Below are 25,078 nucleotides of genomic sequence, written 5' to 3'. Positions count from 1 at the left end.
TCAACGCGGACTGCGCACAGACCCTGGAGCGTACACGAAGTACGTGACAGGGGCGAGCACAGCCCAGGTTGAAAATGGCAAGTAAGATAGCCCGATATTCTTTACAAGCGCATAGGCATGACAACGTAGGCTGCCGATTGCGACGCCGCATCCTCAATCTGCACGCTCGACACCGAATCGGTCAGTAAAATACGCACGTTTTCGCACTTCAGCGCATTCAGCACGTCCAGTACGTAGCTGACGTTAAAGCCAATTTCCATCTCGCTGCCGGAATACGAAACGTCGAGGATCTCTTCCGCTTCTTCCTGTTCCGGATTATTGGCGGTGATTTTCAGCTGATTTTCGCTCACGTAGAGGCGTACGCCGCGGAACTTCTCGTTCGAGAGAATTGCCGCCCGGGCAAACGCCTGCTTGAGGATATCGCAGCCGGCATCCAGATGCTTATCCGGATTCTTCGGCAGCACGCGGCGGTAATCAGGGAAACGACCGTCAACCAGCTTCGACGTAAAGATGAAGTCACCGACGTGGGCGCGGATGTTGTTGCTGCCAATCTGCACGCGCAGCGGCGTATCGCCACCGTCGAGCATGCGCATCAGCTCAATCACCCCTTTACGCGGCACGATCACCGAATGGTTAGGCAGCGTTTCACCCAGCGGCATAGAGCAGACCGCCAGGCGATGCCCGTCGGTTGCGACGGTGCGCAGCTCGTCGCCTTCGGTCTCAAACAGCATACCGTTTAAGTAATAGCGGACGTCCTGATGCGCCATTGAAAACTGGGTGGCTTCAATCAGGCGCTTCATCGTCGCCTGCGGCAGCGTGAATTCAACTTCGCTCTGCCAGTCGTCGAGATTAGGGAAATCAGCGGCAGGAAGCGTCGACAGCGAGAAGCGGCTGCGCCCGGAGCGCACCAGCATCCGATCGCCTTCCAGCTGAACTGCGATCTCCGCCCCTTCAGGGAGGCCACGGCAGATATCAAAGAATTTACGTGCCGGAACCGTCGTTGCGCCCGTTTCATGCGGTTGCATCAGCGCAACGCGCGCCACCATTTCCATTTCAAGGTCCGTACCGGTGAGCGACAGCGCGCCTTCCGAGACCTGAAGCAGCAGGTTACCGAGAATGGGTAGCGTCGGACGACCACCTAACGGGCCGCTTACCTGTTGCAGAGGTTTTAATAAATGTTCACGTTCTACGGTAAATTTCATAGCGTCACGAGGATAATGTTCTGATTAAATTGGAAAAATCTTCTTTGATATCGTGGCTTTCTTCACGCAACTGCTCAATCTTACGGCAGGCGTGCAGCACGGTGGTATGGTCACGGCCGCCAAACGCGTCGCCAATTTCCGGCAAACTGTGGTTCGTCAGCTCTTTAGCCAGCGCCATCGCCATCTGACGAGGACGCGCCACCGAGCGGGAGCGGCGTTTGGAGAGCAGATCCGCCACCTTAATTTTATAGTACTCCGCCACCGTCTTCTGAATATTGTCGATGGTGACCAACTTTTCCTGCAGCGCCAGCAGATCGCGCAGCGCTTCGCGCACGAAATCGATGGTGATCGCCCGGCCGGTAAAGTTGGCGTTAGCGATAACGCGGTTCAGCGCCCCTTCCAGCTCACGTACGTTGGAACGTAAACGCTTGGCAATAAAGAAGGCCACTTCACCCGGCAGACGAATGTCGTTTTCATCCGCTTTTTTCATCAGGATCGCCACGCGGGTTTCCAGCTCAGGCGGCTCGATCGCCACCGTCAGCCCCCAGCCGAAGCGTGATTTTAGACGATCCTCAACGCCGTTGATCTCTTTCGGATAGCGATCCGAGGTGAGAATGATCTGCTGATTACCTTCCAGCAGGGCGTTGAAGGTGTGGAAAAACTCTTCCTGCGAGCGCTCTTTATTAGCAAAGAACTGAATATCATCGATCAGCAGGGCGTCTACGGAGCGGTAGTAGCGCTTAAATTCTTCGATCGCATTGTTCTGCAAGGCTTTAACCATGTCCTGAACAAAACGCTCGGAGTGCATATAGACCACTTTGGCGTTCGGTTTGCGCGCAACGATGCCGTTACCGACCGCGTGCAAAAGGTGGGTTTTACCCAAACCGGTGCCGCCATAAAGGAATAACGGGTTGTAGGCACCGCCCGGGTTATCCGCAACCTGACGCGCCGCCGCGCGGGCCAGCTGGTTAGACTTACCTTCGACAAAGTTATCAAAGGTATGCTTGACGTTGACGTTAGAGCGGTAGGTCGGCTCCGCCGGCGCCGGGACGTTATCCCAGCCTGGGCGGACTATCGTCGGCGCAACGCGCGCCATCTGAACCTGCGCGGCCGGTACGGTTGCCGCGACGTTATTTACCGCGCCGCGCTGCGGCTGTACCGCCGGTTTAGTGCCGACTTCAAACCGCAGCTGTGGGGCATCAGCACCGCAAAAATCATTGAGGAGTCCATTGATATTATTGAGGTATTTATCCCTTACCCAATCGAGCACAAAACGGTTTGGCGCATACAGTGCCAGCGTGTTATCGCTCAGTTCCGCCTGCAACGGGCGTATCCACATACTAAATTCTGTGGCTGGTAACTCATCCTGCAATCGGGCAAGACACTGCTGCCAAAGCGAAAGTGACACGGCGGACTCCACTCGAACATAAAATCGATATAAAGAAAAAAAGAAACAATCGTGATTGTTGGCACACGTCGACCAGACCCTGCATAAGCCGAAAAGCCCCTGCACAAAAGGGGTGACGTGCGAACCGCTATCTGCGGTTTTTGTCCGATGCGGATCCGGGGATCGCGATCGGGACCGGGGATCATAGCCTAAACTGAAAAAGATATCTTGTGTTTCTCAACAGATTCTTCCCGTTTTATCCACAGGAAGGATCGAAGCCGGGTAAGTGTAATCGATCCAGGGGAGGGTGGGGCACGATTTCGCCCGCATATTGGAAAAATTAATGAGCTATGCCGGTTTTGGGCCTAAACGATCTAACAAAGATCCCCTGCGATCCTTGCGCTTTACCCGTCAGGCCGTATAATCCTCCACCCGGTGCGTAATGCCCGTTTTCCGCAGCCTGTCTCAGCTCATTTTTTGTGCGGCAAGGTGTGAGAAATAAGGAAAGAGAATTGACTCCGGAGTGTACAATTATTACAATCCGGCCTCTTTAATCACCATCGCTGAGGCGTTAGTCGTTCGAAGTTCGTTCGGGTATACGCAAAAGTCAGTGAAATAATTCAAGTTTAGGTAGAAACCGCCATGAAACGCACTTTTCAACCGTCTGTACTGAAGCGCAACCGTTCTCACGGCTTCCGTGCACGTATGGCTACTAAAAATGGTCGTCAGGTTCTGGCACGTCGTCGTGCTAAAAGCCGTTCCCGTCTGACCGTTTCCAAGTAATAAAGCTAACCCTGCGTGGTTAAGCTAGCATTTCCCAGGGAGTTACGTTTGTTAACTCCCAGTCATTTCACTTTCGTCTTCCAGCAGCCACAACGGGCTGGCACGCCGCAAATCACCATCCTCGGCCGCCTGAATTCGCTGGGGCATCCCCGCATCGGTCTTACTGTCGCCAAGAAAAACGTCAAACGCGCGCATGAACGCAATCGGATTAAACGTCTGACGCGTGAAAGCTTCCGTTTACGTCAGCATGAACTCCCGCCAATGGATTTCGTGGTGGTGGCAAAGAAAGGGGTTGCCGAACTCGATAACCGTGCTCTCTCGGAAGCGTTGGAAAAATTATGGCGCCGCCATTGTCGCCTGGCTCCCGGGTCCTGATAGGCCTTATACGGGTCTATCAGCGCCTGATTAGTCCGCTACTCGGGCCGCATTGTCGTTTCACTCCAACCTGCTCAAGCTACGGAATTGAGGCATTGCGCAGGTTTGGGGTGGTAAAAGGCAGTTGGTTGACAGTGAAACGCGTATTAAAATGCCACCCTTTACACCCTGGTGGTGACGATCCCGTCCCGCCTGGACCATTTGATACCAGAGAACACTAACGATGGATTCGCAACGCAATCTTCTTATCATCGCTTTGTTGTTCGTGTCTTTCATGATCTGGCAAGCCTGGGAGCAGGATAACAATCCGCAAGCCCAGCAGCAGACCACGCAGACAACGACCACAGCAGCGGGTAGCGCCGCCGACCAGGGCGTACCGGCCAGTGGCCAAGGGAAACTGATTACGGTTAAAACAGACGTGCTTGATCTGACCATCAACACCCGCGGTGGTGATGTTGAGCAGGCGCTGCTTCCGGCTTACCCGAAAGCACTTAAGTCTACCGAACCGTTCCAGCTACTGGAGACCACTCCGCAGTTTATCTATCAGGCTCAGAGCGGTTTAACCGGTCGTGATGGCCCGGATAACCCGGCGAATGGCTCTCGTCCGCTGTATAACGTCGATAAAGATGCGTTTGTGCTGGCTGATGGCCAGAACGAAATCGTCATTCCGCTGACGTACACCGACAAAGCCGGTAACGTATTCACCAAAACGTTCACCCTGAAACGTGGTGAGTATGCAGTGAACGTAGGCTACAACGTACAGAACGTCGGCGAAAAACCGTTGGAGATCTCCACCTTCGGTCAGCTGAAACAGTCTGCTAACCTGCCAACCGCACGCGATACGCAAACCGGTGGCCTGTCTACGATGCACACCTTCCGCGGTGCCGCGTATTCAACCGCAGATACGAAGTACGAAAAATACAAATTCGATACCATCGTCGATAACGAAAACCTGAACATCAGCACCAAAGACGGTTGGGTCGCCATGCTGCAGCAGTACTTTACTACCGCATGGGTTCCGCAGAATAGCGGCACCAACAGCTTCTACACCGCCAACCTCGGTAACGGTATCGTCGCTATTGGCTACAAATCTCAGCCGGTTCTGGTACAGCCAGGTCAGGTTGATAAGCTGGAAAGCGTGCTATGGGTCGGCCCGGCAATTCAGGACAAAATGGCTGCCGTTGCGCCGCACCTGGATCTGACCGTTGACTACGGCTGGCTGTGGTTTATTTCTCAGCCGCTGTTCAAGCTGCTGAAATGGATCCATAGCTTCCTCGGCAACTGGGGCTTCTCGATCATCGTTATTACCTTTATCGTTCGTGGCATCATGTACCCGCTGACTAAAGCGCAGTACACCTCCATGGCGAAGATGCGTATGCTGCAGCCGAAGATTCAGGCAATGCGTGAGCGTCTGGGCGATGACAAACAGCGTCAAAGCCAGGAAATGATGGCCCTGTATAAAGCGGAGAAGGTTAACCCGCTGGGCGGCTGCTTCCCGCTGATTATCCAGATGCCAATCTTCCTTGCGCTGTACTACATGCTGAGCGCCTCGGTTGAACTGCGTCATGCGCCGTTTATCCTGTGGATCCACGACCTGTCTGCACAAGACCCGTACTACATCCTGCCGATCATCATGGGCGCAACGATGTTCTTCATTCAGAAGATGTCGCCGACAACCGTGACCGACCCGATGCAGCAGAAGATCATGACCTTTATGCCGGTCATCTTCACGGTGTTCTTCCTGTGGTTCCCGTCTGGCCTGGTGGTTTACTACATCGTCAGCAACCTGGTGACCATTATCCAGCAGCAGCTGATTTACCGTGGTCTGGAGAAACGTGGCCTGCATAGCCGCGAGAAGAAAAAATCCTGATTCTCTTCATTCTTCAAGCCGCAGATGCGTTGGCTTCGTTAGTTCGCCCCAGTCACTTACTTCAGTAAGCTCCTGGGGCCTCTCTAACTTGCCGCCTTCCTGCAACTTGAACTATTTCGAGAATATACGGTAAAGTTAATGCCAGAGAAGGCGGTCAATAGACCGCCTTTTTTACATTTACATAGAGAGTCATCATGAGCCATAACGACACTATCGTCGCCCAGGCAACCCCACCGGGACGCGGTGGTGTGGGCATTCTGCGCATCTCTGGCCTGAAGGCGCGCGAGGTTGCAGAAGCGGTCCTCGGCAAGCTGCCAAAACCGCGCTATGCCGACTACCTGCCGTTCAAGGACGTCAACGGTACGGCGCTGGATCAGGGTATCGCCCTGTGGTTCCCGGGGCCAAACTCCTTTACCGGCGAAGACGTCCTCGAGCTGCAGGGGCACGGCGGCCCGGTCATTCTCGATCTGCTGCTCAAACGCATCCTGACCCTTCCGGGCCTGCGCATTGCTAACCCGGGAGAGTTCTCCGAACGCGCGTTTCTCAACGATAAGCTCGACCTGGCACAGGCCGAGGCGATTGCCGATCTGATTGACGCCAGCTCCGAGCAGGCGGCGCGTTCGGCGCTGAACTCGCTGCAGGGCGCCTTCTCCGCGCGCGTAAACCACCTGGTGGAAGCGCTGACGCACCTGCGTATCTACGTCGAAGCGGCTATCGACTTCCCGGATGAGGAAATTGATTTTCTCTCCGACGGCAAAATAGAAGCCCAGCTTAATGACGTGATGGCCGATCTCGACGCGGTTCGCGCCGAGGCCCGTCAGGGCAGCCTGCTGCGTGAAGGAATGAAGGTGGTGATTGCCGGGCGCCCTAACGCCGGGAAATCGAGCCTGCTGAACGCGCTGGCCGGGCGTGAAGCCGCTATTGTGACGGATATCGCCGGTACCACCCGCGACGTGCTCCGCGAGCATATCCACATCGACGGCATGCCGCTGCACATCATCGATACCGCCGGTCTGCGCGACGCCAACGATGAGGTTGAACGCATCGGTATCGAGCGCGCGTGGCAGGAAATCGCCCAGGCCGACCGGGTGCTGTTTATGGTGGATGGCACCACTACCGATGCCGTCGACCCCGCGGAGATCTGGCCGGACTTTATCGAACGTCTGCCGGCAAAGCTGCCGATTACCGTGGTGCGCAATAAAGCCGACGTCACCGGCGAAACGCTGGGTCTGAGTGAAGTAAATGGTCACTCGCTTATTCGCCTGTCGGCGCGTACCGGCGAGGGCGTTGAGGCGCTGCGCAATCATCTTAAGCAGAGCATGGGCTTCGAGACCAATATGGAGGGCGGCTTCCTCGCCCGTCGTCGCCACCTGCAGGCGCTGGAAGCAGCGGCTAACCATCTGCAACAGGGTAAGGCCCAGCTGCTTGGCGCATGGGCCGGCGAGCTGCTGGCTGAAGAGCTGCGGCTCTCACAGCAGGCCTTAAGCGAAATTACCGGCGAATTTACCTCTGACGATCTGCTGGGGCGCATTTTCTCCAGCTTCTGTATTGGTAAGTAACCGCCCCCTCGCGTAGTCCGTAAACGTTCACTAACCCGCATTAACCGGCTGTTGATGCGGGTTTTTACTTTTTAGGCCCTCCATTTTTCCTCCCAGGAAATCATTGTTGTCCAAATGGCAACTCGTACTGGCAGGCATTCACCATTACTCTGTACGGCACTATTATCGCGAGGGGTTCTATGGCACGCTTTCTGATCTGTGGTTTTGCGCTGGTTTTACTCTATCCATCCGGCATTGATATGTATTTGGTTGGTCTGCCGAAAATTGCGCAGGATCTGGGGGCCAGCGAGGCGCAGCTGCATATAGCCTTCTCGGTCTACCTGGCGGGTATGGCCACCGCGATGCTGTTTGCCGGACGCATTGCCGACAGGTCCGGACGCAAGCCGGTCGCAATATTTGGCGCCTTTATCTTTATTCTGGCCTCCCTGCTCTGCTCGCTGGCGCATACCAGCACCCTTTTCCTGATCGGACGCTTTATTCAGGGCATCGGCGCCGGCAGCTGCTACGTGGTGGCTTTTGCGGTGCTGCGCGATACCCTTGATGACCGGCGGCGTGCCAAGGTGCTGTCGCTCCTCAACGGCATTACCTGCATTATCCCGGTGCTGGCACCGGTGCTGGGCCATCTGATTATGCTTAAGTATCCGTGGCAAAGCCTGTTTTACACCATGACCGGCATGGGCGTGATGGTCGGCCTGCTGTCGATCTTCGTGCTGCGGGAAACGCGTCCGACCGCGCTGCCAAACGAGGCCGCTCAGCAACCCGCCGGCTCCGAGTCGCTGCTGAACCGCTTTTTCCTCAGCCGGGTGATCATCACCACCCTTAGCGTCACCGCCATCCTCACCTACGTGAACGTTTCGCCGGTGCTGATGATGGAGGAGATGGGCTTCGACCGCGGAAAATACTCGATGGCGATGGCGCTGATGGCGCTGATCAGCATGGCCGTCTCGTTCTCCACGCCGTTTGCGCTCACCCTGTTTAAGCCGCGCACCCTGATGCTGACCTCGCAGGTGATGTTCTTTATTGCCGGGGTGCTGCTCAGCCTCGCCACCAGCCAAACGGTGACCATGCTGGGGCTGGCGCTGATTTGCGCGGCCTTCTCCGTCGGCTTCGGCGTGGCAATGAGCCAGGCGCTGGGGCCGTTTACCCTGCGCGCCGGCGTCGCCAGCTCCGCGCTGGGTATCGCTCAGGTCTGCGGCTCTTCGCTGTGGATTTGGCTGGCCGCCGTCGTAGGCTTAAGCGCAATGAATATGCTGATCGGGATCCTCATTGGCTGTAGCATAGTCAGCATTGTGCTGATTGTGGCCGCTGCCCCCGCACGGGCCGCGCAAAATTATGAAGAAACCCCTGTCGAGTCTCGATCTTAATTTATTACTCTGCCTGCAGCTCTTAACCCAGGAGCTCAGCGTCACCCGCACGGCGAAACGGATGAACGTTTCGCCGTCGGCGGTGAGCAAGTCGCTGGCCAAACTCCGCGCCTGGTTCGACGATCCGCTATTCGTTAAGACGCCTCTCGGCCTGACGCCAACTCCGCTAATGACCAGCATGGAGCAGGATCTGGCAGACTGGATGCAGATGGGCAACCAGATCCTCGATAAGCCGCATCACGCCACGCCCAGCGGCCTGAAGTTCGAGCTGGCGGCGGAAATGCCGCTTATGATGATCCTCTTTGATAGCCTTGCCCGGCAGATCTACCAGCGCTATCCCCAGGCGCTGATCCGCCTGCGCGGCTGGGACTATGATTCGCTGGACGCCATTATTCGCGGCGAGGTTGATATTGGATTTTGCGGGCGGGAAACGCACCCGCGCTCACGGGAACAGCTGAGCCAGCTGCCGTGGTATATCGATTTCGAGGTGCTGTTTACCGACCTGCCGCAGGTGTGGCTGCGCGCGGATCATCCGGCCCTCAGCGAGGAGTGGAATCTGGAGACATTTTTACGCTACCCGCATATCAATATCAGCTGGGAGCAAATCGATACCTGGGCGCTGGACGACGTTTTGCAGGATTTAGGGCACAAGCGTACCGTTGCCCTGACCCTGCCGGGTTTTGAGCAATCGTTGTTTATGGCCGCCCAGCCGGATCACCACATGCTGGCGACGGCGCCGCGCTACTGCCACCACTATAACCGCCAGCACCAGCTGCCGCTGGTGTCGCGCCCCCTCCCTCTGGAGCCCCAGCAGCTGGAAAAAGTCCGGGTGCCGTTTGTCCTGCTGTGGCATAAGCGCAACAGCTACAACCCCAAAATCGTCTGGCTCAGGGAAGCCCTGAAACGACTCTATACGGACCCGCTATAGCGACGTTATCCGTATCACCCTCTCTTTGTTACGCAAGAATTTGTAAAATTCACATAATCCCCCTTTTCAAGGGATGATTTCCGCATTAAAACCTATCAATTCCAGGCGATAATGTAATTCTCAATTTTTATCTCTGACCATTAATCACGGAGCGACGAATGGCAACGCATTTTGCAAGAGGGATACTGAGCGCAAGGGAGCCGCTATCAACGCGCCTGTCGGCGGCCTGTCATCAAACCGCACGACGTTTGCCGGAGTACCGACAAACCCGCTACTGCGCATCGCGGTCGCTGCTCGCAGAGCTGCTGTTTATGCTGTACGGCATTAGCGAGCTTCCCGAAATCATCAGAGAAGCCGACGGCAGGCCGGTCTTTCGCGACAGCCACCTTCCCCGCTTTTCCATTTCATATGCCGGAAATATCGTTGGCGTCACGCTGACAACGGAAGGCGACTGCGGCCTGGACATGGAGCTGCAGCACGCTTCTCGCGGCGTGCATCCGCTACACGACGCCAATCGGTATGTTTTCAACAGCAACGAAAATCTCTGGATTAACAACCAGCACGATCCTGATGAAGCTCGCGCCCAGCTGGTCGCGCTGCGCCGCAGCGTCCTCAAGCTCACCGGCGAAACGCCCGTGCGCCTGCAGCTGCTGCCAGGCGCAGGTCGGCTGCGTACCGCCAACATGCAGCCCATAGAGGCACTCTGCGACGCCGAGTCTGTGCTGGTCTGGTCCATTGCCGCTACGCCGGGTATCGGCCAGCTTAAAGTCTGGGAATACGCGGGTAGCGACGGCTGGCGTACCCTGCCAGACGCCCAGGCGCGTGCGAAAGAGCCTGCAGCCCGCCTGATGCGCTTCACCAACCTGCCGGTGGAAAAAGCACTCTCCCTCAACTGACCGGTTCGTCCGGCCATCATGATGCAAAGGAGCAATCATGTCTGATACGTTGAAAGTTGTTACGTTACTCGGAAGTCTGCGCAAAGAGTCGTTTAATGGCATGGTTGCACGTACCCTGCCGGGCATCGCTCCTGCGGGGATGGCGATCTCCGCGCTGCCGTCGATTGGCGACATTCCGCTATACGATGCGGATGTTCAGCAGGAAGAGGGATTCCCGCAAAGCGTGCAGGAGATTGCGCGCCAGATTCGCGAAGCGGATGGGGTGGTCATCGTGACGCCAGAGTATAACTACTCGGTTCCCGGCGGCCTGAAAAATGCGATTGACTGGCTATCTCGCCTGCCTGAACAGCCGCTCTCAGGGAAGCCGGTACTGATCCAAACCAGCTCGATGGGCGCTATCGGCGGCGCGCGCTGCCAGTATCACCTGCGGCAGATTCTGGTGTTCCTCGACGCGATGGTGATGAACAAACCTGAGTTTATGGGTGGGGTTATTCAGAACAAGGTCGATCCGCAGTCGGGAGAAGTGGTCGATCAGAGCACGCTCGATCATCTCAGCGGGCAGCTGAGCGCCTTTGGCGACTATATTCAGCGCGTTAAAGCCTAGGTGATAACCCTCTCCCTGTAGGGAGAGGGTTAAGTGCGGGCCAATCAGTGGGCGTCAATAAACATAATTTTCAGCACGAACAGCAGTGATACGATAATCACGCACGGGCTGAGGTCGCGCAGGCGGCCGGTGCCAATCTTCATCACGCAGTAGGAGATAAAGCCCAGGGCGATACCTTCGGTGATGGAGAAGCTAAACGGCATCATCACCGCGGTAATGAACGCCGGTACCGCTTCCGTCAGATCGTCCCACTTCACGCGTGACAGGCTGGAGGTCATCAGCACGCCAACGTAGATTAACGCACCGGCGGCAGCGTAGGCTGGCACCATTCCCGCCAGCGGCGACAGGAAAATCACCAACAGGAACAGAATACCGACAACTACCGCCGTCAGGCCGGTACGTCCGCCGACGGAGACGCCGGAGGAGGATTCGATATAGGCCGTGACCGACGAGGTGCCGATAAAGGAGCCCGCTACGGAAGAGACGCTATCCACGAACAGCGCCTGCTTCATGCGCGGGAATTTACCTTTCTCATCGGCAAGACCGGCTTTATCCGTCACCCCAATCAGGGTCCCGGAGGAGTCAAACAGGTTGACCAGCATAAAGGAGAAGATAACGCCGGCCAGGCCAAGATTAAACGAACCGGCTAAATCGACATGACCGACAACCGTCATCACGCTCGGCGGCGCAGAAACAATGCCGGTGTAGTGAACATCGCCCAGCATCCAGCCCAGCAGCGTTGTCACCACGATAGAAACCAGGACCGCCGCGTGGATGTTACGCGACGCCAGAATGGCGATGATAAAGAAGCCGAGGATCCCCAGCAGCACGCTGTGGGAGGTCAGGTTACCGATGCTGACCAGCGTGTCCTGGTTGGCCACAATCACTCCCGCATTTTTCAGCCCCATCATACCGATGAACAGGCCGATACCGCTGGTGATGCCCACCCGCAGACTCATCGGAATATTAGCGATCATCCAGTAGCGTACGCGGAAAATCGTCAGCAGCAGCAGGCCGACGGCGCCCCAGAAAATAGCCCCCATCCCCACCTGCCACGGCAGGCCCATTGCCTGAACCACCACAAAGGCGAAGAAGGCGTTAAGGCCCATTGCCGGCGCCAGGGCGACGGGCAGGTTAGCAAACAGCCCCATCATAATACTGCCGAATGCCGCGATCAGGCAGGTCGTCACAAACACAGCGCTGGTATCCATACCCGCCACGCCGAGAATCTGTGGGTTAACGAAAACAATGTAGACCATCGTCAGGAAGGTGGTGAAACCTGCGATCGCTTCGGTGCGTGCCGTCGTGCCATGTTCACGCAGCTTGAACACGCGCTCCAGCAGACCCTGGCCAGAAGACTGGCTGGTTTGTTGTTGACTCATTATCGGTTTCCGAACAAAGGAGGGAAAATTCGAGGCTATCCTATACCAAAATGCGACACCTGGTGCAGTTGTGTGTTAATTTTTTTTCATTGCTTTTGCTTATACGGCAACGATTGCGTCCCGCAAATCTGCATTACGAAAACGTTAAACTTGTTAAAATGGAAACAGCATGTCCCCAATAGAAGCCCTGTTTTTCGACTGTGACGGCACGCTGGTCGACAGCGAAGTAATCTGTTCCCGCGCCTATGTTCACATGTTCAAAGAGTTCGGCATTACGCTGGATTTAGAAGAGATCTTTAAACGCTTCAAAGGCGTAAAGCTCTACGAAATCATCGATACCATAAACGAGGAGTACGGCGTTAGCCTGCAAAAGGCGACGCTTGAGCCGGTCTATCGTGACGAGGTGGCGCGCCTGTTTGATTCGGAGCTGGAGGCTATCGCCGGCGCTGAAGCGCTGCTGGACGCGGTAACCGTTCCCCAGTGCGTGGTCTCGAACGGCCCGGTCAGCAAAATGCTGCACTCGCTCGGCAGAACCGGCATGCTGCACCATTTCCCCGACAGGCTGTACAGCGGCTACGATATTCAACGCTGGAAGCCCGATCCGGCGCTGATGTTCCACGCGGCGAAGGCGATGAACGTTAACGTCGAAAACTGCATTCTGGTGGATGACTCCAGCGCCGGGGCCCGGTCGGGAATTGATGCCGGAATGGAGGTGTTCTACTTCTGCGCCGATCCGCACAATCAGCCGATCGTGCATCCGAAAGTGACGATGTTTACCGATTTAGCGCAGCTTCCGGCGCTGTGGAAAGCACGGGGCTGGGAAGTTACCCGTTAAGCTCCCGGCGTCGCTGCGCTCGGCCGGGCCAGGGTTTCGCGAGATCCTGTTACCCCGGCCAGCGTCGCGCGGCCGGGGAGCGGTGGTTACTCTTTCGGATCTTTACCCGCCAGCAGCTTATCCAGCTCATCGCCGCCAACGTGGCGGAAGTCCTGGCCTTTGACGAAGTAGAAGATATATTCGCAGATGTTCTGGCAGCGGTCGCCGATACGCTCAATCGAGCGGGCGCAGAACAGGGCGGTCAGCACGCTCGGAATCGTACGTGAATCTTCCATCATATAGGTCATCAGCTGACGCACGATGCCCTCATACTCCTGATCCACTTTCTTATCTTCACGATAGATACGCACGGCTTCGTCCAGATCCATTCGCGCAAAGGCGTCGAGCACATCGTGCAGCATCTGCACGGTGTGGCGGCCAAGCGACTCCAGGCTCACCAGCAGCGGCTGATGCTGCTGGGAGAACTTCTCCAGCGCCGTGCGGCAAATTTTATCCGCGACATCGCCGATACGTTCCAGCTCGGCGATGGTTTTGATAATCGCCATGACTAAGCGCAGGTCGCTGGCGGTAGGCTGACGTTTGGCGATGATGCGCACGCAGGCTTCATCAATGGCCACTTCCATCATATTGACCTGCTTATCACCATCGATAACGCGCTTGGCCAGCTCGCTGTCCTGGTTATGCATCGCGGTGATCGCATCAGAAAGCTGCTGCTCCACCAGCCCACCCATCGTCATGACCTGGGTGCGGATATACTCCAGTTCAGCGTTGAACTGGCCGGAAATATGTTTATTAAGATTTAGGTTATCCATCGTTCCTCCAGATGCCCAAAAGATTTCTGGCCATAGCGAGGCGGCAAGAGCGCAAATCCCCGGTCGCGTAGAGCGCTACGTAACCGGGGTGAGCAAAGGCAGCCAGCGCGGGTACAGCCTGAAAGCTGAGGAGCATATCAACCGTAGCGGCCGGTAATGTAATCTTCAGTTTGCTTCTTAGCGGGCTTAGTAAACAGATCGTCCGTGTTGCTGAATTCAATCAGCTCGCCAAGATACATAAATGCCGTATGGTCAGAACAACGCGCAGCCTGCTGCATGTTGTGAGTAACGATAACGACGGTGTAATCCTGCTTCAGCTCGGTGATCAGCTCTTCAATGCGCCCGGTGGAAATCGGATCCAGCGCGGAGCACGGTTCATCGAGCAACAGCACTTCCGGGCGAATAGCGATACCGCGCGCAATGCACAAACGCTGCTGCTGACCGCCGGAGAGAGAGTAGCCGCTCTGATGCAGCTTATCTTTGGTTTCGTTCCACAATGCGGCCTTGGTCAGCGCCCACTGCACGCGCTCGTCCATATCGGTGCGCGACAGCTTTTCAAACAGGCGAACGCCAAAGGCGATATTGTCATAAATCGACATCGGGAACGGCGTCGGCTTCTGGAAGACCATCCCGACCTTGGCGCGCAGCAGGGCGATGTCCTGAGTGTTGGTCAGAATATTATCGCCATCCAGCAAAATTTCGCCTTCCGCGCGCTGCTCCGGATAGAGCTCAAACATTTTGTTAAACGTCCGCAGCAGGGTCGACTTACCGCAGCCTGACGGGCCGATAAACGCCGTAACCTGGTTTTTGGAAATATCCAGGTTGATGTTTTTCAGGGCATGGAATTTTCCGTAGTAGAAGTTCAGGTTACGAACTGAAAGCTTACCCGGGATAGTATTCACCATACTCATCAATCTCTTCCTCATTCAGCGCCGCGTTTCGCCGCGCTGCAAAAAATTAACCGTGTTTATTCTTCGCGAAAACCACGCGCGCCAGAACGTTCAGCAGCAGTACGCACAGGGTGATAATCAATACCCCGGCCCATGCCAGTTGCTGCCACTCCGCAAACGGACTCATGGCAAATTTGAAAATCGTTACCGGCAGGTTGGCGATCGGCTGCATCATGTCGGTACTCCAGAACTGGTTGGAGAGCGCGGTAAACAGCAGCGGCGCCGTTTCCCCGGCGATACGCGCGATAGCCAGCAGGATGCCCGTCATAATGCCGGAAACCGAGGCTTTCAGAGTGATAGCGGAAATCATACGCCATTTCGGCGTACCCAGAGCGTAGGCCGCTTCACGCAGGCTGTCCGGCACCAGCTTCAGCATATTCTCGGTGGTACGAATCACGATAGGCACCTGCAGCAGCGCCAGCGCAATAACGCCCGCCCAGCCGGAGAAGTGCTGCATCTGTGCGACCACGATGGTGTAAACGAACAGGCCCACCACGATAGACGGTGCGGAGAGCAGGATATCGTTAATAAAACGAATCACTTCCGCCAGCGCGGATTTACGGCCATATTCCGCCAGATAAATCCCCGCCATGATGCCCAGCGGCGTGCCGAAGATCGTTGACCACAGGATCAGCAGGCCGCTGCCCGCGAGGGCGTTAGCCAGGCCACCGCCAGCGGTGTTCGGCGGCGGGGTCATTTCGGTGAACAGCGCCAGGCTCATACCATCAATACCGCGGGTCACCGTGGCCATGAGGATCCAGATAAGCCAGAACAGACCAAATACCATCGTCCCCATTGAGAGACCCAGCGCGATCCGGTTTTTCAGGCGCCGCTTAGCCTGCATTTTACGGCGGGACTCCGCCAGCTCGGCGGTGGTTTGTAGCTCAATCGTCGCCATTAGCGTGTTCCCTCATTCTTCGCCAGACGCATCACCATGAACTTAGATGCGGCCAGAACAATAAAGGTAATAACGAACAGAATCAGACCCAGCTCCATCAGCGCGGCAACGTGCAGGCCGGACTCGGCTTCGGCAAACTCATTCGCCAGCGCGGAGGTGATACTGTTGCCCGGCATATACAAAGAGGCGCTATCCAGCTGGTAGGTGTTGCCGATAATAAAGGTGACCGCCATGGTTTCCCCCAGCGCACGCCCCAGACCGAGCATCACCCCGCCGATCACCCCGTTGCGGGTAAAGGGCAGCACAATGCGCCAGATAACCTCCCAGGTGGTGCAGCCGATGCCGTAGGCCGACTCTTTCATCATCACCGGCGTCTGCTCGAACACATCACGCATAACCGCGGCGATATAAGGAATAATCATGATGGCAAGAATGACGCCAGCCGCCAGAATACCGATACCAAACGCCGGTCCCGCAAACAGGGCGCCGACGAAAGGAATCGTCGACATGATGTTGCCAACCGGTTCCTGGAAGTAGGTGGCGAACAGCGGAGCAAAGATAAACAGACCCCACATGCCGTAAACGATACTCGGAATAGCCGCCAGCAGTTCGATCGCAATACCGAGAGGGCGCTTAAGCCAGGCGGGAGAGAGTTCGGTCAGGAACAGCGCAATGCCGAAGCTCACCGGAACGGCAATCAGCAGCGCGATAAATGAGGTAACCAGCGTACCGTAGATCGGAACCAGCGCCCCGAAGACTTCGTTCGGCGCATCCCACTCTTTAGTCCACAAAAAGGAAAAACCAAACTTTTGAATGCTTGGCCACGAAGAGATAATCAGGGAAACGATGATGCCGCCCAGCATCAATAGCACAATCAGCGCCGCCAGTTTGACCAGCACGCCGAAAATTATGTCACCCTTTTTCCCCGGAGGGTTGAATGCCGGCTTGGTTGCAGCCATAGGTTACTCTTTAAGTTCGGGTCCGAAAGGCCGCTATATTACTGACCTGTTAGACAAAGGTAATGCTATACCCAAAATAATTCGCGCCGCAGCAACGTAGCCTGCAGCGCGAAGTATAACGAGTATTAGTACAGCGCTTTACCGCTGCTGTCCTTCACGTTGGTTTTCCATGCAGCGCGAACCTGCTCAACCACGCTTTCCGGCAGCGTTGCGTAATCCAGTGCGTTAGCTTCTTTACCGCCGTTTTTATACGCCCAGTCGAAGAACTTCAGCACTTCAGCCGTCTGCTCAGGCTTGTTGGAAGCCTTGTGTACCAGGATAAAGGTGGTTGAGGTGATCGGCCATGCATTTTCACCTTTCTGGTTAGTCAGGTCCTGAGCAAAAGACTTGCTCCAGTCGATACCTTTCGCGGCGTTCGCGAAGTTATCTTCCGTTGGGCTAACCGGCTTGCCGTCGGCAGACAGCAGCTTGGTGTAGGCGAGGTTGTTTTGTTTCGCATAGGCGTACTCAACGTAGCCAATGGAACCCGGCAGACGCTGAACGAAAGCGGCGATACCGTCGTTACCTTTACCGCCCAGACCGGTCGGCCAGTTAACGGTAGAGCCTGCGCCGATTTTGGATTTCCACTCTTCGTTCACTTTCGCCAGGTAGCTGGTGAAGACGAAGGAGGTACCGGAGCCATCAGCACGACGAACCACGGCAATATTCTGTGCCGGCAGCTTCTTGCCTGGGTTGAGTTTGGCAATCGCTTCGTCATCCCACTTCTTAATTTTGCCCAGGTAGATGTCACCCAGCGTTTTACCGTCCAGCACCAGCTCGCCGGACTTCACGCCTGGCAGGTTAACGGCCAGCACCACGCCGCCGATAACGGTTGGGAACTGGAACAAACCTTCCTGAGCCAGCTTGTCGTCAGCCAGAGGAGCATCAGAAGCACCGAAATCAACGGTGTTGGCAATAATTTGTTTTACACCACCGGAAGAGCCGATGCCCTGGTAGTTCACTTTATTGCTGGTTTCTTTCTGATAAGTATCAGCCCATTTGGCATACACCGGCGCAGGGAAAGTTGCGCCTGCGCCTGTCAGACTTGCTGCTGCAAATGCAGAAAAAGCGCTCATAGATAAGGTCGCGGCGACAACTGTTGCGACGGTGGTACGCATAACGTTCATAATGTCTCCTGCTGGATTCGTAAATCGTTGTTTCGAGGCTATGGTGAGCAAAATAGGACAAAGAGGTGACAGTAAAATGTACGAATTATTACAGTTTTATGACAGGCGAAAAGATGAAGAACAGAAGAAAATAAAAACATTATAAATCATAATGTTAATTAGTTAAGTGACCGTAGTTTTGCAGAAAAATTTTCTTTTTATGACAGCTGAAATCATCGTCAAAGATGACAGTTTGTCATAAACCAGCGCAGCCGAATTTTTTGACTATCACAATAGAAAACACTCTGCAGGTAATAAAAAGGGCCGCCAGTTGGCAGCCCTTGTGTGATGCGTTGTGCTTTATTCTACGGTCACCGATTTTGCGAGGTTACGCGGCTGGTCAACGTCGGTGCCTTTAATCAGCGCCACGTGATAGGCCAGCAGCTGCAGCGGCACGGTGTAGAAGATTGGCGCGATCGCCTCTTCAACATGCGGCATCTGAATGATATGCATATTGTCGCTACTGCTAAAGCCAGCATCACCGTCGGCAAAGACGTACAGCTGGCCGCCGCGGGCGCGAACTTCTTCAATGTTGGATTTGAGTTTCTCCAGCAGTTCGTTGTTCGGTGCGACCACAATAACCGGCATCTCGGCGTCAATCAGGGCCAGAGGACCGTGCTTCAGCTCGCCGGCAGCGTAGGCTTCCGCGTGGATATAAGAGATCTCTTTCAGCTTCAGCGCCCCTTCAAGGGCAATAGGGTACTGATCGCCACGGCCGAGGAACAGCGCGTGGTGCTTATCAGAGAAGCTTTCCGCCAGCGCTTCAATACGCTTGTCCTGCGACAGCATCTGTTCGATTCGGCTCGGTAACGCCTGCAGACCGTGCACGATATCGTGCTCAATCGCCGCATCCTGGCCCTTCAGACGCGCCAGCTTCGCCACCAGCATCAGCAGCACGGTTAGCTGAGTGGTGAAGGCTTTGGTGGAAGCCACGCCGATTTCGGTGCCCGCTTTGGTCATCAGCGACAGATCGGACTCGCGAACCAGCGACGAGCCAGGGACGTTGCAAATAGCCAGAGAGCCAAGATATCCCAGCTCTTTCGACAGGCGCAGGGCGGCCAGCGTATCCGCCGTCTCGCCGGACTGGGAGAGCGTGATCATCAGGCTGTTGCGGCGTACTGCCGATTTGCGATAGCGGAATTCAGAGGCGATTTCGACATCGCACGGCACGCCGGACAGCGCTTCAAACCAGTAGCGAGAAACCATCCCGGAGTTATACGAAGTACCGCAGGCGACAATCTGGATATGCTCAACCTGAGACAGCATCTCGTTGGCGTTCACGCCCAGTTCGCTCAGATCGACTTCTCCGTGGCTAATGCGCCCGGAGAGGGTGTTCTTGATTGCGTTCGGCTGCTCGTAGATCTCTTTTTGCATGTAGTGGCGGTAGATACCCTTATCGCCCGCGTCGTACTGCAGGTTGGATTCGATATCCGGGCGTTTAACCTCCGCGCCTGACTTATCAAACACCACCACCGAGCGGCGGGAAACTTCCGCGATATCACCCTCTTCGAGGAAGATAAAGCGGCGGGTCACCGGCAGCAGCGCCAGCTGATCGGAGGCGATGAAGTTCTCCCCCATCCCCAGACCGATAACCAGCGGGCTGCCTGAACGAGCGGCCAGCAGGGTGCTCGGGTCGCGGGTATCCACGATCACGGTACCGTAAGCGCCGCGCAGCTGTGGGATGGCGCGCAGAACGGCTTCCCGCAGGGTACCACCTTGCTCCAGCTCCCAGTGCACCAGGTGAGCAATCACTTCCGTATCAGTCTCTGATACGAAAATATAGCCGCGCGACTGCAGCAGCTCGCGCAGCGGTTCATGGTTTTCGATGATCCCGTTGTGGACCACCACAATATGTTCAGAAACATGCGGATGCGCATTGCTCTCGGACGGCTCGCCGTGGGTCGCCCAGCGGGTATGGGCAATCCCCGTACCGCCGTGCAACGGCTGCTCTTCTACCGCCTGAGCCAGCATCTGTACCTTACCAAGCCGACGAACGCGGGACATATGTCCTTCGTTATCAACCACTGCCAGACCGGCAGAGTCATAGCCACGGTATTCCAGACGACGTAAACCTTCGATAAGGATTTCAGCAATATCACGCTGCGCGACTGCGCCAACAATTCCACACATAGTTAAATTTCCTGATAATGGCGTTATGCCATGCGTTGTCGCTGACCTGTGTTTTACCCAACGCATTTGCCGTTGGGTAATGCCCTTTTCGGGCGCCCCGAGCCTTGTAGAGAGTGGGGCTATTTTTATGGTTACTGCCGTGGGGGGAGGATTATTTTATCCTCTCACCCCGGCCCTCATCCCAAAAGGACGAGGGATAAATGACCTACTTTTTCTTCACCGGACGCTGCCAGCCCTGCTTATGGACCTGCGGCACGCGGCTTAATACTAATTCATTATCAGCGATATCGCGGGTTACCGTCGTACCGGCGGCAATCGTCACGCCGTTGCCTACGGTTACGGGCGCCACCAGCTGGCTGTCCGAGCCGACAAACACGTCGTTGCCGATGATGGTTTTAAATTTATTGGCGCCGTCATAGTTACAGGTGATGGTACCTGCACCGATATTGACGTTATCGCCGATTTCCGCATCGCCAAGGTAGGAGAGGTGTCCCGCCTTCGAACCTTTACCCAGACGCGCTTTCTTCATTTCGACAAAGTTGCCGACGTGCGCGCCTTCCAGCAGCTCCGCCCCCGGACGCAAACGCGCAAAAGGTCCGATAGTGCAGGCAGCCTGCAGGTGGGCATCTTCCACCACCGAGTACGGGCTGATTTCGCAGTCATCGCCGATGGTGCTGTTTTTAATCACGCAGCCGGTGCCAATTTTCACCCGTTCGCCCAGCACCACGTTGCCCTCAAGGATAACGTTAGTATCAATCTCAACGTCGCGCCCGTGCGTCAGGGTGCCGCGGAGATCAAAACGTGCCGGATCGCGCAGCATCACGCCCGCCAACAGCAGTTTTTCCGCCTGTTCAGACTGATAAACGCGCTCGAGGCGGGAGAGCTGCAGGCGGTTGTTGACGCCTTCAACTTCGCTTAAACGCTGCGGATGGACGGCAACGATTTCCCGGCCTTCCTGATATGCCATGGCGATGATATCGGTAATGTAGTATTCGCCCTGGACGTTGTTATTCGTCAGCTTAGCCAGCCAGCGTTTTAAATCCGCGCCGCCAGCGATCAGGATCCCGGTGTTGATTTCCTGAATTTGACGCTGCGCTTCGCTGGCATCTTTATGCTCAACGATGCCGCTTACCCTGCCGTTTTCACGGGTGATGCGTCCATAGCCGCTCGGATCGTCCAGCTTTACCGTCAGCAGGCCAATCCCGCCCTGCGGTTTGGCGGCGCGCAGGCGCTGCAGGGTATCGACGGAGATCAGCGGGACGTCGCCGTACAGCATCATGATGTCTTCATCATCGGCAAAGAAAGGTGCCGCCTGCTGCATCGCATGGCCGGTTCCCAGCTGTTCCGCCTGCAGAACCCAGTTAAGGTTGTCTTCATGCAGCGTTTGACGCAGCAGATCGCCGCCGTGGCCATACACAAGGTGTACGGAAGAGGCGCCTAAATCTTTAGTAGCATCAATGACATGCTGAACCATTGGCTTCCCAGCCAGGGCGTGCAGCACCTTGGGAAGATCGGAATACATGCGGGTCCCTTTGCCTGCGGCAAGGACAACCACGCTCATCGCACTGTTTGACATACGCATCCTGACAGCTGTTAGAACGAAAAGTAAAAGCCTTTCACGTTGAAATTACTACATATTTTTCATCATAAAACGAGACGAGGATAAAACGCTCAGGCTCAACGCTATACACCATTTTATGGCGCTATTTTTAGTCACTGCAAATCAGTTTACCTCCGAAAAAACCCGATAAGAGAGATGAATATTTGCTATCCCTCTGCTTTTGCTGTTTTTTCGACGCCTGAATAAAGCGAAAACACAAAATTAAAACATAGTTTTATTATTCATTTATTGTGACACAGCAAATAGAAACACCGTTTCATTATAATGATAATGCTGCTCATTATTTACTCTGGAGAAAAAAATGAATAAAAAAATCCCTTTGGCATTAGCCCTTTGTAGCTCAATTATCGCATTGCCGCTGCACGCTGGCGAGGCTCATGTCTGGCGAGGTATCACTTTTGGTCAATCAACCGACGTTAACTTCTCCTCCAACGTCCTGCCGGAAAAAATTGGGGTGAATGACGTTACGATAGCAGGTAAAAAGCTGACGCCCCAGGATACTGTCGATCTCAGCGCTCCCGTCACCATCGAGAGTCGGGGAGGCAAGATCGCGAATTCGCATGACGGCCTGACCTTCTTTTATACCATGCTGCCGGTTAGCCAAAACTTTATCCTGCAGGCGACGGTCACGGTGGATCAGTTCGGTCCGGAGAACGGCGCCCGTCCGGCAGCGCAGGAAGGCGCCGGGCTGCTGGTGCGTGATGTTATCGGTCTGCCGCGCCAGCAGCCTTTAAAGGTGGGCTATGAAGAGTTTCCGGCAGCATCGAATATGCTCATGAACGCGATCGTGACCCAGGATAAGAAAGATCATTCGCATATAAAACTGCAGGCGATCGGCCGAGAAGGGATTTCCCAGCCCTGGGGCAATGCCGGTTCTTCTATTACCAGGCAGAGCTACAAAGAGAATATCGATCTCCAGCAAACCCCAGCCTTTCAGCTCAAGCTGGAACGCACTAACGACGGTTTCATCACCTCATGGGCGCCGACGGGCAGCAGCGAATGGGTAAGCAAGAAGGTTCCCCGCAGCGACACGATCGCCCAGCAGGATAAAGACCATTACTATGTCGGCTTTTTCGCCTCGCGTAATGCCAAAATCACCATCAGCAACGCCTCGCTGACGACTTCAGCAGCCAGGACGCAGGCTTCTCCGCCCTATATCGCGAAAGCCTGGCCGGTTGTGATGCAGATTGCCTCTGGCGCCCAAAGCCAGAGCGCGGAGTATATTCTGCAGGCGCGGGCTAACTATGACGGGCGCTTCACCGTCCGTCAGGACGAAGTCATCATCGGCAAGGACATCGCCGTCAAAGCCGGGGAGATGTTTACGCAACCCGCCACGCTCAAAGACAAGAACACCTTCGAGGTGCTGTTTACGCCGGCCACCAGCGGCAAGCCGGTGGCGCAAACGCTGACGGTTGAACGCAGCGCCGGCGTCGAAGGCCGTACCCTCTACGTTTCTGCGCAAGGGCAGGAGAACGCTCGCGGAACGGCTGACGATCCGCTCACTCTCTCCCGCGGCGTGGATCTACTGCCCGCCGGCGGCACGCTTATCTTAGCCACCGGGGACTATCCGCAAACGCAGATCCCGCTCAGCACCAGCGGGCTCAAAGGGCAACCTAAGACGCTGCGGGCCGACGGAAAGGCGGTTATTCACGGCCTGCAGCTCGACGCCAGCTACTGGCATATCAAGGGGATCTCCGTCACCGATAAAAGCCTGCGGGTGCAGGGCAGCCATAATCTGATTGAGAACGTCACCGCTTATCGCAACGACGATACCGGAATTCAAATTTCCTCTCCGCCGGAGGTGGGGCGCCCGCTGTGGGCCAGCTACAATCGGGTGGTCAACTCCGAATCGTTCAGCAATGAAGATCCGGGCAAGATCAACGCCGATGGGTTTGCGGTCAAAATGCGGGTCGGTGAGGGAAACCGGCTCGAAGGGTGCTACTCCTACGATAATATCGACGACGGATTTGACCTGTTCAACAAGATTGAAGATGGGGCCAACGGCGTTGTGACGATCGAGAACTCAATTGCCCGTAATAACACCAGCAATGGTTTTAAGCTGGGTGGGGAAGGGCAGCCGGTGGCGCATGAGGTGCGCAACAGCATTGCGATAGGTAATCACCTGGACGGTTTTACGGATAACTTCAACCCCGGCAGGCTGATGGTGGTCAACAATGTGGCGGTGGATAATCAGCGCTTTAACTACATCTTCCGCCCTAGCCCGTACGGTAAACCCGAGACTCAGGGCGCGTTTAGCGGCAATATCTCCCTGCGCAGCCAGCCGGGAAAATACGATGATGCCGTGGTCGGCAATATCGACGACAGCAACTATTTTATCCACGACGGTAAGAGCATCAACGCCCAGGGAAAAAGCATTAAGAGCGACGACTATCAAACGCTGGCGCTGCCGGACCCGCTGCTGCGCCATGCGGATGGCCGTTTCAATACCGGTGATTTCCTCAGCCGCAGCCAGCCTCGCTCCTGATACTGGCCCTAAAATACAAAGGTCGCCCGCGGGCGACCTTTTACTTTCTTTCCTGCTTCACACCGCATGTGTTGTCGTTTTAGTTAGCGGTACAGCGCAAATGCAGGCCGGAGAGTGGGCTTCTTAGTTATTGAAGGTACCGAAGGTCACGTTCATAGTGCTGAAGAAGGCGATGATTTTATTGAGCAGTTTCATGATGACTTCCTGAATAGAGATTCGTTTTGATAGATTTTTTTTGTGATACGCATCACAAAAACAAGTCTACGCCTCATTTTTTGAGCAATCAACAAAAATGAGACTATCATCACAAAATTTTTAAAATATCTTTTTAGTTTTGAAAATACTGAAACGAAACCATAAAAAAAGCCAGCCTGGAAACCAGACTGGCCTTTTAACTTTCAAGCCGGTGTTACATCGCTTTTTTGGTCAATTCGATAACGCGCAGTTTGGCGATCGCTTTGGCCAGTTCCGCAGACGCCTGAGCGTAATCTACGTCGCCGTGAGAGCTGTTAATGTGCTCTTCCGCTTTACGTTTCGCTTCCAGGGCTCGTGCTTCGTCGAGATCCTGGCCACGAATTGCCGTATCAGCCAGTACGGTCACGCTGCCAGGCTGCACTTCAAGAATGCCGCCGGACAGATAGATAAACTCTTCATGACCGTGCTGTTTAACGATGCGAATCATACCAGGCTTAATGGCGGTGAGCAGCGGGGCGTGACCCGGGAAAATACCCAGCTCACCTTCACTACCCGTTACCTGGATTTTCTCGACCAGACCAGAGAACATTTGCTTCTCTGCGCTGACGACGTCCAGGTGGTAAGTCATTGCCATATCA

At 55.4% G+C, this 25,078-nt stretch carries 22 protein-coding genes; 11 read left to right on the top strand and 11 right to left on the bottom strand.

Features of this window, described 5'->3' with window-relative positions; all coding sequences use genetic code 11:
• Positions 1–101 precede the first annotated feature (101 nt).
• On the bottom strand, positions 102–1,202 hold the full coding sequence (gene dnaN, locus GVK32_RS18615) for a DNA polymerase III subunit beta (RefSeq protein WP_159871573.1): 1,101 nt from the start codon (positions 1,200–1,202) through the stop codon (positions 102–104).
• A gap of 4 nt (positions 1,203–1,206) precedes the next feature.
• Complete coding sequence (dnaA, locus tag GVK32_RS18610) at positions 1,207–2,610, bottom strand: chromosomal replication initiator protein DnaA (RefSeq protein WP_123709478.1); 1,404 nt, start codon at positions 2,608–2,610, stop codon at positions 1,207–1,209.
• A 621-nt stretch (positions 2,611–3,231) separates the two neighbouring features.
• Between dnaA and rpmH the strand changes: the two genes are divergently transcribed.
• The 9 genes from rpmH (at position 3,232) to GVK32_RS18565 (ending at position 10,968) form a co-directional block, all read left to right on the top strand.
• Entirely contained in the window at positions 3,232–3,372 is a 141-nt protein-coding gene (rpmH, locus tag GVK32_RS18605; protein WP_002220736.1) for a 50S ribosomal protein L34, read from the top strand.
• Between the two features lie 15 nt (positions 3,373–3,387).
• Entirely contained in the window at positions 3,388–3,747 is a 360-nt protein-coding gene (gene rnpA, locus GVK32_RS18600; protein ID WP_071844868.1) for a ribonuclease P protein component, read from the top strand.
• On the top strand, positions 3,711–3,968 hold the full coding sequence (gene yidD / locus GVK32_RS18595; RefSeq protein WP_071844869.1) for a membrane protein insertion efficiency factor YidD: 258 nt from the start codon (positions 3,711–3,713) through the stop codon (positions 3,966–3,968). The genes rnpA and yidD overlap by 37 nt, the downstream gene beginning before the upstream one ends.
• 2 nt (positions 3,969–3,970) lie before the next feature.
• The gene (gene yidC / locus GVK32_RS18590) at positions 3,971–5,617 is read left to right on the top strand and encodes a membrane protein insertase YidC (RefSeq protein ID WP_159871570.1); all 1,647 of its coding nucleotides are present in this window, start codon (positions 3,971–3,973) and stop codon (positions 5,615–5,617) included.
• A gap of 194 nt (positions 5,618–5,811) precedes the next feature.
• Positions 5,812–7,176, top strand: coding sequence for a tRNA uridine-5-carboxymethylaminomethyl(34) synthesis GTPase MnmE (gene mnmE, locus GVK32_RS18585; RefSeq protein ID WP_041143338.1), 1,365 nt, complete (start codon positions 5,812–5,814; stop codon positions 7,174–7,176).
• A gap of 179 nt (positions 7,177–7,355) precedes the next feature.
• Positions 7,356–8,540, top strand: coding sequence for an MFS transporter (locus GVK32_RS18580; protein WP_159871567.1), 1,185 nt, complete (start codon positions 7,356–7,358; stop codon positions 8,538–8,540).
• Complete coding sequence (yidZ, locus tag GVK32_RS18575) at positions 8,509–9,468, top strand: HTH-type transcriptional regulator YidZ (RefSeq protein ID WP_159871564.1); 960 nt, start codon at positions 8,509–8,511, stop codon at positions 9,466–9,468. Before GVK32_RS18580 ends, yidZ begins: the two co-directional genes overlap by 32 nt.
• 158 nt (positions 9,469–9,626) lie before the next feature.
• Positions 9,627–10,364 carry a 4'-phosphopantetheinyl transferase superfamily protein gene (locus GVK32_RS18570; RefSeq protein WP_159871561.1) on the top strand — a complete coding sequence of 246 codons (738 nt, stop codon included), beginning with the start codon at positions 9,627–9,629 and terminating at the stop codon, positions 10,362–10,364.
• A 37-nt stretch (positions 10,365–10,401) separates the two neighbouring features.
• Positions 10,402–10,968, top strand: a complete 567-nt coding sequence (locus tag GVK32_RS18565) for an NADPH-dependent FMN reductase (RefSeq protein ID WP_041143341.1) — start codon at positions 10,402–10,404, stop codon at positions 10,966–10,968.
• A gap of 44 nt (positions 10,969–11,012) precedes the next feature.
• Here GVK32_RS18565 and adeP read toward each other — a convergent pair whose 3' ends face one another.
• Positions 11,013–12,350, bottom strand: coding sequence for an adenine permease AdeP (adeP, locus tag GVK32_RS18560; RefSeq protein WP_159871558.1), 1,338 nt, complete (start codon positions 12,348–12,350; stop codon positions 11,013–11,015).
• 169 nt (positions 12,351–12,519) lie between these two features.
• Here adeP and yieH point away from each other — a divergent pair, with 169 nt between their 5' ends.
• A complete protein-coding gene (gene yieH / locus GVK32_RS18555) occupies positions 12,520–13,185 on the top strand; it encodes a 6-phosphogluconate phosphatase (protein ID WP_123709474.1) in 666 nt (221 codons plus the stop codon).
• Positions 13,186–13,271: 86 nt separating this feature from the next.
• On the opposite strand, the gene phoU is transcribed toward yieH, so the two are convergent.
• From phoU to glmU, 7 genes are all read right to left on the bottom strand, one after another.
• The gene (gene phoU / locus GVK32_RS18550; protein ID WP_004107251.1) at positions 13,272–13,997 is read right to left on the bottom strand and encodes a phosphate signaling complex protein PhoU; all 726 of its coding nucleotides are present in this window, start codon (positions 13,995–13,997) and stop codon (positions 13,272–13,274) included.
• A 137-nt stretch (positions 13,998–14,134) separates the two neighbouring features.
• Entirely contained in the window at positions 14,135–14,908 is a 774-nt protein-coding gene (pstB, locus tag GVK32_RS18545) for a phosphate ABC transporter ATP-binding protein PstB (protein WP_041143344.1), read from the bottom strand.
• A gap of 46 nt (positions 14,909–14,954) precedes the next feature.
• Entirely contained in the window at positions 14,955–15,845 is an 891-nt protein-coding gene (gene pstA / locus GVK32_RS18540) for a phosphate ABC transporter permease PstA (RefSeq protein ID WP_045853737.1), read from the bottom strand.
• Positions 15,845–16,804, bottom strand: a complete 960-nt coding sequence (gene pstC / locus GVK32_RS18535; RefSeq protein ID WP_159871555.1) for a phosphate ABC transporter permease PstC — start codon at positions 16,802–16,804, stop codon at positions 15,845–15,847. Before pstC ends, pstA begins: the two co-directional genes overlap by 1 nt.
• Before the next feature lie 125 nt (positions 16,805–16,929).
• Positions 16,930–17,970: a phosphate ABC transporter substrate-binding protein PstS gene (gene pstS, locus GVK32_RS18530; protein WP_159871552.1), complete on the bottom strand. Its 1,041-nt coding sequence runs from the start codon at positions 17,968–17,970 to the stop codon at positions 16,930–16,932.
• A 339-nt stretch (positions 17,971–18,309) separates the two neighbouring features.
• Entirely contained in the window at positions 18,310–20,139 is a 1,830-nt protein-coding gene (glmS, locus tag GVK32_RS18525) for a glutamine--fructose-6-phosphate transaminase (isomerizing) (protein WP_159871549.1), read from the bottom strand.
• A 205-nt stretch (positions 20,140–20,344) separates the two neighbouring features.
• Positions 20,345–21,715 carry a bifunctional UDP-N-acetylglucosamine diphosphorylase/glucosamine-1-phosphate N-acetyltransferase GlmU gene (gene glmU, locus GVK32_RS18520; RefSeq protein WP_133600267.1) on the bottom strand — a complete coding sequence of 457 codons (1,371 nt, stop codon included), beginning with the start codon at positions 21,713–21,715 and terminating at the stop codon, positions 20,345–20,347.
• A 346-nt stretch (positions 21,716–22,061) separates the two neighbouring features.
• On the opposite strand from glmU, the gene GVK32_RS18515 reads away from it, so the two are divergent.
• On the top strand, positions 22,062–24,245 hold the full coding sequence (locus tag GVK32_RS18515) for a right-handed parallel beta-helix repeat-containing protein (protein WP_159871546.1): 2,184 nt from the start codon (positions 22,062–22,064) through the stop codon (positions 24,243–24,245).
• A 409-nt stretch (positions 24,246–24,654) separates the two neighbouring features.
• Here GVK32_RS18515 and GVK32_RS18510 read toward each other — a convergent pair whose 3' ends face one another.
• Positions 24,655–25,074 carry a F0F1 ATP synthase subunit epsilon gene (locus GVK32_RS18510; RefSeq protein WP_159871542.1) on the bottom strand — a complete coding sequence of 140 codons (420 nt, stop codon included), beginning with the start codon at positions 25,072–25,074 and terminating at the stop codon, positions 24,655–24,657.
• Positions 25,075–25,078 lie beyond the last annotated feature (4 nt).

Origin of the sequence: Klebsiella sp. 18074, from assembly GCF_902705905.1 — a bacterium.
In the GTDB taxonomy this organism is placed as follows: domain Bacteria; phylum Pseudomonadota; class Gammaproteobacteria; order Enterobacterales; family Enterobacteriaceae; genus Klebsiella; species Klebsiella terrigena.
This window is presented reverse-complemented; position numbering and strand designations above follow the sequence as displayed.

Excerpts from the sequence above, each read along its gene's own strand:
- GVK32_RS18570 (WP_159871561.1), top strand. The coding sequence starts at position 9,627 with ATGGCAACGCATTTTGCAAGAGGGATACTGAGCGCAAGGGAGCCGCTA.
- pstA (WP_045853737.1), bottom strand. The coding sequence starts at position 15,845 with ATGGCGACGATTGAGCTACAAACCACCGCCGAGCTGGCGGAGTCCCGC.
- GVK32_RS18580 (WP_159871567.1), top strand. The coding sequence starts at position 7,356 with ATGGCACGCTTTCTGATCTGTGGTTTTGCGCTGGTTTTACTCTATCCA.
- glmU (WP_133600267.1), bottom strand. The coding sequence starts at position 21,715 with ATGTCAAACAGTGCGATGAGCGTGGTTGTCCTTGCCGCAGGCAAAGGG.
- yidC (WP_159871570.1), top strand. The coding sequence starts at position 3,971 with ATGGATTCGCAACGCAATCTTCTTATCATCGCTTTGTTGTTCGTGTCT.
- GVK32_RS18515 (WP_159871546.1), top strand. The coding sequence starts at position 22,062 with ATGAATAAAAAAATCCCTTTGGCATTAGCCCTTTGTAGCTCAATTATC.
- yidZ (WP_159871564.1), top strand. The coding sequence starts at position 8,509 with ATGAAGAAACCCCTGTCGAGTCTCGATCTTAATTTATTACTCTGCCTG.
- glmS (WP_159871549.1), bottom strand. The coding sequence starts at position 20,139 with ATGTGTGGAATTGTTGGCGCAGTCGCGCAGCGTGATATTGCTGAAATC.
- yieH (WP_123709474.1), top strand. The coding sequence starts at position 12,520 with ATGTCCCCAATAGAAGCCCTGTTTTTCGACTGTGACGGCACGCTGGTC.
- phoU (WP_004107251.1), bottom strand. The coding sequence starts at position 13,997 with ATGGATAACCTAAATCTTAATAAACATATTTCCGGCCAGTTCAACGCT.
- rpmH (WP_002220736.1), top strand. The coding sequence starts at position 3,232 with ATGAAACGCACTTTTCAACCGTCTGTACTGAAGCGCAACCGTTCTCAC.
- GVK32_RS18565 (WP_041143341.1), top strand. The coding sequence starts at position 10,402 with ATGTCTGATACGTTGAAAGTTGTTACGTTACTCGGAAGTCTGCGCAAA.
- mnmE (WP_041143338.1), top strand. The coding sequence starts at position 5,812 with ATGAGCCATAACGACACTATCGTCGCCCAGGCAACCCCACCGGGACGC.
- GVK32_RS18510 (WP_159871542.1), bottom strand. The coding sequence starts at position 25,074 with ATGGCAATGACTTACCACCTGGACGTCGTCAGCGCAGAGAAGCAAATG.
- yidD (WP_071844869.1), top strand. The coding sequence starts at position 3,711 with ATGGCGCCGCCATTGTCGCCTGGCTCCCGGGTCCTGATAGGCCTTATA.
- dnaN (WP_159871573.1), bottom strand. The coding sequence starts at position 1,202 with ATGAAATTTACCGTAGAACGTGAACATTTATTAAAACCTCTGCAACAG.
- pstB (WP_041143344.1), bottom strand. The coding sequence starts at position 14,908 with ATGAGTATGGTGAATACTATCCCGGGTAAGCTTTCAGTTCGTAACCTG.
- adeP (WP_159871558.1), bottom strand. The coding sequence starts at position 12,350 with ATGAGTCAACAACAAACCAGCCAGTCTTCTGGCCAGGGTCTGCTGGAG.
- pstC (WP_159871555.1), bottom strand. The coding sequence starts at position 16,804 with ATGGCTGCAACCAAGCCGGCATTCAACCCTCCGGGGAAAAAGGGTGAC.
- pstS (WP_159871552.1), bottom strand. The coding sequence starts at position 17,970 with ATGAACGTTATGCGTACCACCGTCGCAACAGTTGTCGCCGCGACCTTA.